Source organism: Nevskia soli (genome assembly GCF_903970205.1).
GTDB lineage: Bacteria > Acidobacteriota > Terriglobia > Bryobacterales > Bryobacteraceae > Bog-113.
This window is the reverse complement of sequence record NZ_CAJCHS010000087.1, coordinates 1-3,234: the sequence shown is the minus strand read 5'-3', so window position 1 is coordinate 3,234 and position 3,234 is coordinate 1. Positions and strand designations below refer to the sequence as shown.

General features: G+C 56.3%; 2 protein-coding genes. Both read left to right on the top strand.

Translation table 11 applies throughout. The features are described from left to right. The first annotated feature begins 208 nt into the window (after window positions 1-208). On the top strand, window positions 209-2,407 hold the full coding sequence (locus H1Y01_RS04375; protein ID WP_180539052.1) for a tetratricopeptide repeat protein: 2,199 nt from the start codon (window positions 209-211) through the stop codon (window positions 2,405-2,407). Between the two features lie 95 nt (window positions 2,408-2,502). Next, window positions 2,503-3,234 (top strand): FG-GAP repeat domain-containing protein (locus tag H1Y01_RS04370; protein WP_180539053.1); only part of this gene is annotated, 732 nt, incomplete at its 3' end.

Genomic DNA, 3,234 nt, shown 5'->3' with positions numbered 1-3,234 from the left:
GATGTAAACGGAATGGTGTCAAACGCCGGGTCGTGAGTTCCGATCGGGGCGTCGAAGCCCTGCAATGTGATCATGCAGAGCGAAAAGGGTAGCGCCCGCGCAAGCGCACGTATCAAGTTTGTCACGTACCATCTTGACGCTGCGTCGCTGACCTTGGTTTACACCGCCCCGCACTTATGGTTTGCGAGATTGATTACAATACACTCTGGTGGTCTGGGGGTCTAGAAGCGTTCGGTCGGTCGGCATCGCCGCCCTTGTAATTGGGGCGTGTTTCCTGTTGCAGGCATTGCTCGCGCAATCGTACGGCGATAAGGCATCCAGCTCGACGGCAAATCCCGGCTCCACCTACAATTTTCGGTTTGGCCCCGGCAACATCTCCGCGCCCGGAAACGCCCGGATGGAGAACGGCGGTTTTGTTGAGCCCGGAGCGTTTCCCACCGCCGAATATTGCGGCTATTGCCATCAGGAAGCGTATGCGCAATGGCGTCAGGCGCTGCATTCCAACTCGTTCCGAACGCCCTTTTACCGGGCGAGTGTCAATATCCTGATGCGCACGAAAGGCATCGAATACACCCGGCATTGCGATAGCTGCCACAACCCCATCGGCGTGCTGAGCGGCGCACTGACGCAGGATTCCAAGATCGACCGGAAGTTCGACGAAGACGGTCTGACATGCACCATCTGCCACTCGATCCAGAAGCTGCAGTCGACGCTCGGCAACGGCGGATTTGTCATGGGTATTCCGGCCGTCATGGTGGATGAGAATGGGAACCGGATTGCGGGAGAAGTTCCGTATAACGAAATCGTCGACCATCCGGAACGGCACGCGAAAGCTGTAATGAAAGACATCTACAAGACGCCGGAATTCTGCGCGTCCTGCCACAAGGCCAATCTTCCGAATCCTTTGAACGAATATAAGTGGATCCGCGCGTTCACTTCGTTTGATGAGTGGCAGAATTCAAAGTTCTCCGAGCGAAATCCACTTACTTTCTATTCCGCCAAGCTTACTACCTGCCAGAACTGCCACATGATGCGCGAACCCGCGGTGTTACACGATTCGGGCGCGAAGAACGGCACTCTCGCTTCGCACCGCTGGCCGGCCGGTAATACCGCTGTTCCGTTCTATTACGGATTCGACCAGCAGCTACAGAAGACGATCGATTTCCTGAAATCGGGTAAGTACCTCAACGTCGATCTGGTAGCGATTAAGAAGTCCGATTCGGATAACCTGATCGCGCCTCTCGGTTCCGTGCCGTTCCAGCTTTCGCGCAACCAGAAGATCGAGGCAATGGTCGTCATTCAGAATAAGAACATCGGCCATTCGCTGATTCCCGAAGTTCGCGATTTGTACGAGGCATGGGTAGAGTTCACGGTCAAGGACGCTACCGGAAGGGAGATCGTTCACAGCGGTTTTCTGAAGCCGGATGGAACGCTGGAGCCGCGGGCGCATAGCTTCACCAATCGGCCGGTGAATAGCGACGGGAACTTCGTGGATAACCACAAGGTCTGGACCATCCACTCGATGGCCTACGACAACTCGATACAGGCAGGACGTTCGGCGTTAGTGCGGTATCAGTTCACGGTGCCACAGGATGCCCAGGGACCGTTGACAGTAACGGCGCGCGTCAACTATCGCCATTTTCGCCAAAGTTATCTGAATAATGTCTTCGGACCGGATCATCCGGCCTATCCCGTGATTGAGCTTGCATCGAAAACGCGTACCCTGATGATCGGGGACAATCCTGTTGTTGCAGCCGACCCGCAGGATAATCCCGACTGGATGCGGTGGAACAACCTGGGGATCGGCTACCTGGATCAGTTGCAGTATGCGGATGCGGTTCACGCGTTTCGAGAGGTCGTGAAACTAAGACCGGATTACTCAGACGGATATATCAACATCGGGCTCACTTATATCGAATGGGAGAAGTACAGCGAGGCGCGCGCCAGCCTGGAGAAGGGGCTCGCGTTAAGTCGCGATAACGCACGCGCGCTTTACTATCTTGCGATTGTGGAAAGGCGCGCCGGGAACAGTGAGGCTGAACTGACCGATTTGACGAAGGTCGTCGCCGCCTACCCACAGTCTCGCGATGCCCGCCGCGAACTCGGTGTTTATTACTACCAGCAGCATCAGCCGGAGGAAGCGATCAAGCAATTCGAAGCGCTGCAAGCCATCGACCCCGATGACGTCGCGGCTCACTACAACTTGGCAATCTTGTATAAACGTATGGGACTGAAAGAAAAAGCATCGGAACAGGCGGCCTTGTTCGCCACCAAACAGATCGATCCGGGCGCGCCGACCTACTCACTCGACTTTCTTCGTAACCATCCGGAGATATCCAACGAGAGCGTGCCGTGGCACATGCACACCGATGCCGCGCCTCCGGCCGCCGTAGCGGGCGAGCATTAGACGTGTACCGCAATCGCCGCAGGTTTCTGCAATCACTTAGCCGTACTGCTCTGGTCTTGCCCTTCGCGGATCTGTGTACCCTGGCGCAGACTCCCATGGAGCGAAGTTACGACGCCAAGCCGCGCCCTGCCCCGAAAGGCCCCAAGTCTCCAATTGAAGGCACGCCGCTCGGAGTCTCGTTCGTCGATGTTGTTCAGGAAGCCGGCTTAGCGTTCAAAACGATTTACGGCGGGGAACACACCAACAAGTACTTACTCGAGACTACCGGGTGCGGACTCGCGTTCTACGATTACGACGCCGACGGCTGGCAGGATATCTTTATCGTGAACGGATGGCGGCTGGAAGGCTTCCCGAAAGGCCAGGAACCCCACTGTAGGCTCTTCAAGAACAATCGGGACGGCACTTTTACCGATGTAACGAAAGGTTCCGGACTTGATGTTCGAAGCGGCTGGGGCCAAGCCTGCTGCGTCGGCGATTATAATAACGATGGCCGGGACGACTTGTTCGTCACTTATTACGGTCAGAACGCGCTCTACCACAATAACGGCAATGGCACGTTCACCGATGTAACGAAGGAGGCCGGCCTACTCCAGCCGGGTCCCAAGACGCGCTGGAACACCGGTTGTACCTTCGTCGACTACGATAAGGACGGCCACCTCGACCTATTCGTCGCCAACTATGTCGACTTAGACCTGAAGACTGCCCCGCCCCCGGAAGCCGGACCCTGCACTTACAAAGGCTTGCTGGTGGCCTGCGGTCCTCCCGGCTTGCCCGGCGGCAAGAATATCCTCTATCACAACAATGGCAACGGCACATTTTCGGATGTA